The organism is Micromonospora echinofusca, assembly GCF_017614955.1.
Taxonomy (GTDB): Bacteria; Actinomycetota; Actinomycetes; order Mycobacteriales; family Micromonosporaceae; genus Micromonospora; species Micromonospora echinofusca_A.
In genome coordinates, this window is sequence record NZ_WVUH01000427.1 from 1 (window position 1) to 5227 (window position 5227).

Below are 5227 nucleotides of genomic sequence, written 5' to 3' on the forward strand. Positions count from 1 at the left end.
GGTGGGGTGGACGGGACTGCGGTCACCCGGGGCGCGGCTGACCGGTCACCAGCGTTCGAAGCCGCGGTGCCGTTCCCAGTCGGTCACCGCCCGCCCGTACTCGGCCAACTCGGCCCGGGCCGCCGCCGCATGGTGCCGGACCACGTCGGCACCGAACGCCGACCGGGCCAGCCCGCTGCCCTCCCAGAGCGCCACCGCCTCACCGAGGGTGGTCGGCAGCCGGGGCAGGTCGGTCCGGTCGGTGGCGTTGCCGGTGACCGCCGGCGGCAACGGCAGTTCGTGGTCGATGCCGTACAGCCCGGCGGCGACGATCGCGGCGACGACCGTGTACGGGTTGGCGTCCCCGCCGGCCACCCGGTGCTCGATGCGGAGCGAGTCACCGGCTCCGACCACCCGTACCGGGCAGGTCCGGTTGTCCCGTCCCCAGCCCACCTGCGTCGGCGCGAACGAGCCGGGCGCGAGCCGCTTGTAGGAGTTGACGCCGGGGGCGAAGAGCAGGGTCAGCTCCGGCAGGGCGGCGAGCTGACCGGCCACGAAGTGCGCCATCAGCGCCGACATGCCGGCGGTCGGCCCGGTCGGTCCACGCGCGGCGGCATCCCCGGCGCCGTCGGCCGCGAAGGCGGGCGTGCCGTCGGCGTACCGCAGCGACAGGTGGACGTGACAGGAGTTCCCCTCCCCCGCGTCGTACTTGGCCATGAAGGTCACCGCCACCTGCTCCTGGGCGGCGATCTGCCGTACCCCGGTCTTGTAGAGCACGTGGTTGTCGCAGGTGGTCAGCGCGTCGGCGTACCGGAAGACGATCTCGTACTGGCCGGGGTGGCACTCGCCCCGGGCGGACTCCAGGCGCAACCCGGCCCGTTTCATCTCCCGCCGGATCCGCCCGACCACCGGTTCGATCCCGGTCACCCCGGTCAGCGAGTAGTCCACGTTGTGCCGGGTGGCCGGGCGCAGTCCCCGGTAGTCCCGGTCGTACGCGACGTCGAAGGACTCGGCGAAGAGCAGGAACTCCAGTTCGGTGCCGGCGTACGCGGTCAGGCCCCGCTCCGCCAGCCGGTCGAGCTGCGCGGTGAGCACCCGGCGCGGCGCGAACGGCACCAATGCGTCCGTTGTGGACGGTGCCGCCGGGTCCGCCGGCCAGTGGGCGTCGGCGATGACCAGCGCGGTCCCCGGATCCCAGGGCAGTTCCCGCAGGGTCGCCGGGTCGGGGACGAGCAGCAGGTCCCCGAAGCCGCTGCCCCAGGCGTCGAGGGCGTACCCGGGGCCGGTGTTCATCTCCACGTCGGTGGCGAGCAGGTAGCCGCAGGCGGCGAAGCCGTCGGTGAGGACCCGGTCGCAGAAGTACCCGGCGTCCAGCCGGCTGCCCTGCAACCGGCCCAGCAGGTCGGGTACCGCCACGACCACCGTCTCGATCCGCCCGGCCGCCGCTTCGGCCCGCAGGCGTTCCACGGGCAGCGGAACAGGCAGCGGCTCCGGCAGCGGCCCGGGCGGCACGAAGGGCCGGCTCACCGGTCGCCCCCCGGATCGCGCGACGGGTCGACCGCCGGATCGTGCAGCGGGTTGGCCACCGGGACGGCCGGCACGTCGAAGTGGGCGTCCCGTTCGGCCCGGTCGTGGTACCCGCCGGGCAGCAGCCGCTCCCGGTTCAGGCAGACCAGGGGGAAGGTGGGGGCGAGCAGGTCGAACCGGCGGTACCGGTCGGCCAGTTCCGGGAACCGGGCCCGGTACCCGCGCACCTGCTCCCGGACCAGCGCCCAGAACCGGTCCTCGGGGACCCCGAGCTGCTCGGCGGCGAGCGGGGCGAGGTAGCGGAAGTGGCCGAACAGCAGCGACTTGACCACCGAGCCGCGCAGTTCGTCGTCGTCGCAGCGGATCAGCACGGCCCGCGCCGGCTCCGGCAGGGCGGCGTACTCGGGCAGGTCGTCGTGGAGCAGTTTGAGATCGTCGACGAAGTCCTTGACGGCCAGCCGGACGGGTACGTCGTCGCGGTCGTAGACCACCGTGGCGTTCTCCCCGTGCGGGTTGAGACCGATGCCGTACCGGTAGAGCAGGTGCAGCAGCGGCGGCAGCACGGCGGCGACGAGCGCGGCGAGCCACCGCTGCGCCGGCAGCCCGGACCGGTCGACCAGCTCGGCGACGAAGGCCCGGCCGGCCGGGTCGACGTGCAGCAGCGCGGCGAGGGTACGGGCCCGCTCGCCGGGGGCGAGGGCGGCGGCGACCGGCTCCCGCCAGATCGCCCCGAGCAGTTGCCGGTACCGGTACGGCGCCGCCGGCAGCTCGGCGTAGACCGGGTGCCGGACCGAGACGGCGGCGACCTCACCGGGCAGGATCAGCCGGCACTCGTCGCGCAGGAACGGGTCGCCGTCGCGCAGCGCGTGCAGCCAGGTGGTGGTCGGCGGGGCGGCCCGGACCAGCTCGTCCGGGATGCCCCGGTAGACCATGGTGTTCAGGATCGACAGCGGCAGCTTGACGTCGTACCGGGCCGGGTGGTCGACGTTGCCGAAGGTGCGGATGGACTGCTGCGGCCGGTACCGGTCCGGTGCCTCGCCGAGCGGTACCAGCAGCCCGGCGGCGAGCTGCCCGGCGTGCAGCGGCACCACCACCTCGTCCCACTGCCAGCGGTGCACCGGCAGCCAGACGTAGTCGGCCGGGTCGACCCCGGCTGCGGTGAGCACCCCGGTGAACCGGGCCACCGTCGCCGCGTCCAGTTCCCGGGCGACCAGCGCGTCGGCGTCCAGGCCGGTCACCCCGTGGTAGCTGGCGAGCGACCGGTGCGCGGCCAGCCAGCACAGCCGCACGACGGGACGGGCCTCCGGGGCGTACGCCGCCCGGTCCGGGCCGGAGAAGCCGACCCGGCCCTTGTTGGCGATCAGCCAGGGGTGGCCGCCCTGGTGCCCCTCCAGTTCCAGGTGGGGCAGGTCGGCCAGTTCGGCGACCGGCCGGCCGCTGGCGAGCAGGTGCGCGTCGGCGGCGAGGGTGGCGGTCAGCTCGCCGACGGTCAGCGCGGTCACCGCCGGGTCCAGCCGGTGACCGGTGTGCAGGTCGAGCAGGATCCGGTACGGGTCGGCCGGGTCGGTGCCGTCGGCGGTGCACCGGGTGAGCGAGCCGGGGTCGACCCGCCACCCGCCGAGGGCCAGCGGCCGGCCGCTGAACCGGTACGCCACCTGCGGTGTGACGGTGACCCGGTAGGTACCGGGTCCGGTCGGCTCCGGGGTCAGTGCCTGTTCGAAGGCGAGTTCGGCGATCATCTTGGCGGCCAGCGTGGCGCTGGCCCGCTGCCAGTGGGGCGCGGTCAGCTCGGGTGGGGTCCGCACGTCACCGCCCCCGGCCCGCGTCGCCGGAAGCCGGACGCGGTGGGACCGGCCCGTCGGCGACCGGACGCGGTGGGACCGGCCCGTCGGCGACCGGACGCGGCGGGACGGTGCCGGTCGGCGCGGCGGTGTGCAGCGGGTTGGCGACGGTGCCGTGCATGACGTCGAACTCGGCATCCCGGTCGGCCCGGTCGTGGAAACCGAACCCGAACAGCTGTTCCCGGTTGAGGGCGACCCGGCCGAACTCCGGGGCGAGCAGGTCGAACCAGCCGAAGCGTTCGGCCAGTTCGGGGAAGCGCCGGTGGTACGCGTCGATCGGTTCCCGGACCAGCCGCCAGAAGTCGGCCTCGGGTACGCCGAGGTGGCGTTCGACGATGTCGGTGAGGAACCGGAAGTGCCCGGCGCAGATCGCCGACAGGATCGAGTGCGCCAGGTCCCGCGCCGGCCACCGGTGCAACCGGGCCCGGGTGTCGGCCGGCAGGTCGGCGTACTCGGGCAGGTCGAACGGGAGCAGCTCCACGTCGGCGCCGAAGTCCTTGACCGCGATCCGGGTGGGTACCTCGGCCGCGTCACTGATCAGCACGACGTTCTCCCCGTGCGGGGTGAACGAGGCACCGTACCGGTAGAGCAGGTGCAGCAGTGGCGGCAGCAGGGCCCGCAGGTACGCCCGCAACCAGTCCCGGGCGGTGAGCCCGGACCGGGCGACCAGTTCGGCGATCACCGCCCGCCCGTCGGCGCCCTCCAGCAGCAGGGTGGCCATGGTCCGGGCCCGCTCCCCCGGGTCGAGGTGCCGGTGCACCGGTTCGCGCCAGATCGCGCCGAGCAGTTCGTGCCAGCGGTACGGGGCGTCGGGCAGTTCGGCGTAGACGGGGTGCGGCACGGTCACCGAGGCGACCTCGCCGAGCAGGACCACCCGGCACTCGTCGCGCAGGAACGGGTCGGTGTCGCGCAGCCCGCCCAGCCAGGTGGTGAGCACCGGGGCGCAACCGGTCTGGGCTGCCGACAGGCCCCGCCAGACCAGCGTGTTACGGATCATGAGGGGCAGCTTGACGTTGTGCCGGTCCGGTCGGTCCACGTTGGTCAGGGTGCGGATCGACTGCATCGGCCGGTACCGGTCCGGGCTGTCGCCGAGTACCACCATGGTGCCGTCGGCGAGCGGCCCGGCGTAGAGCGGCCGGACCACCTCGTCGAACTGGAACGGGTGCACCGGCAGCCAGACGTAGCCGTCCGGGTCGCCGCCCCGGGCGGTGATCCGGGCGGCGAAGCCGGCCCGGGTGTCGGCGTCGAGTTCGGTGTCGAGCAGGGTGGTCGTGTCCAGTCCGGGTACGGCGGTGAACCGGGCCGCGTGGGCGGCGACCGCGATCCACACCGGCCGGACGTCCCCGGCGGCCTCCGGGGTGTACCGGTCGGCGTCGCTGGCCGAGAAGCCCAGCCGGCCCTTGTTGAGCAGCAGGCAGGGGTGGCCGGTCTGATGGGCCTCCAGTTCCTCGTGGCCCAGGTCGGCCAGGGCGGCGGCGGGCAGTGCGGTGGCCCGCAGGCGGGCGTCGGCGACCTGGGTGGCGATCAGGTCACGGACCAGTTCGGCCAGTGCGGGGGCGGACAGGCCGAGGGTCTCCCGGGCGTCCAGGACGAGCCGGGTCGGGTCGGTGGCCGGTACGGTCCGTCCGTCGGCGCGGCGCCGGATCGAGGCCGGGTCGACCCGCCAGGCGCCGAAGCCGCCGCGCCGGGCGTGGAAAATGTACTCGACCTCGCCGGGCAGCCGGATCCGCCACCGGCCGGGCAGGTCCCCGCCGGGTTCCGGGACGAGCATCTCCTCGTAGCACAGTTCGGCGATGGCCCGGGCCAGCAGGGCCCGACCGGCGGCGGTGTGGGTGACGGTGTCCGCCGACCCGGCGGCGGGCCGGGGCGCGACCGGGGAG

3 protein-coding genes are annotated in these 5227 nt (G+C 74.7%); all 3 read right to left on the reverse strand.

The window, feature by feature from the left end; translation table 11 throughout:
- Nucleotides 1-45: 45 nt before the first annotated feature.
- Complete coding sequence (locus GSF22_RS30165) at nucleotides 46-1506, reverse strand: glutamine synthetase family protein (protein WP_307804455.1); 1461 nt, start codon at nucleotides 1504-1506, stop codon at nucleotides 46-48.
- The gene (locus tag GSF22_RS30170; protein ID WP_208817310.1) at nucleotides 1503-3311 is read right to left on the reverse strand and encodes an IucA/IucC family protein; all 1809 of its coding nucleotides are present in this window, start codon (nucleotides 3309-3311) and stop codon (nucleotides 1503-1505) included. The genes GSF22_RS30165 and GSF22_RS30170 overlap by 4 nt, the downstream gene beginning before the upstream one ends.
- A gap of 1 nt (nucleotide 3312) precedes the next feature.
- A partial coding sequence (locus GSF22_RS30175; RefSeq protein ID WP_208817311.1) for an IucA/IucC family protein occupies nucleotides 3313-5227 on the reverse strand: 1915 nt, incomplete at its 5' end.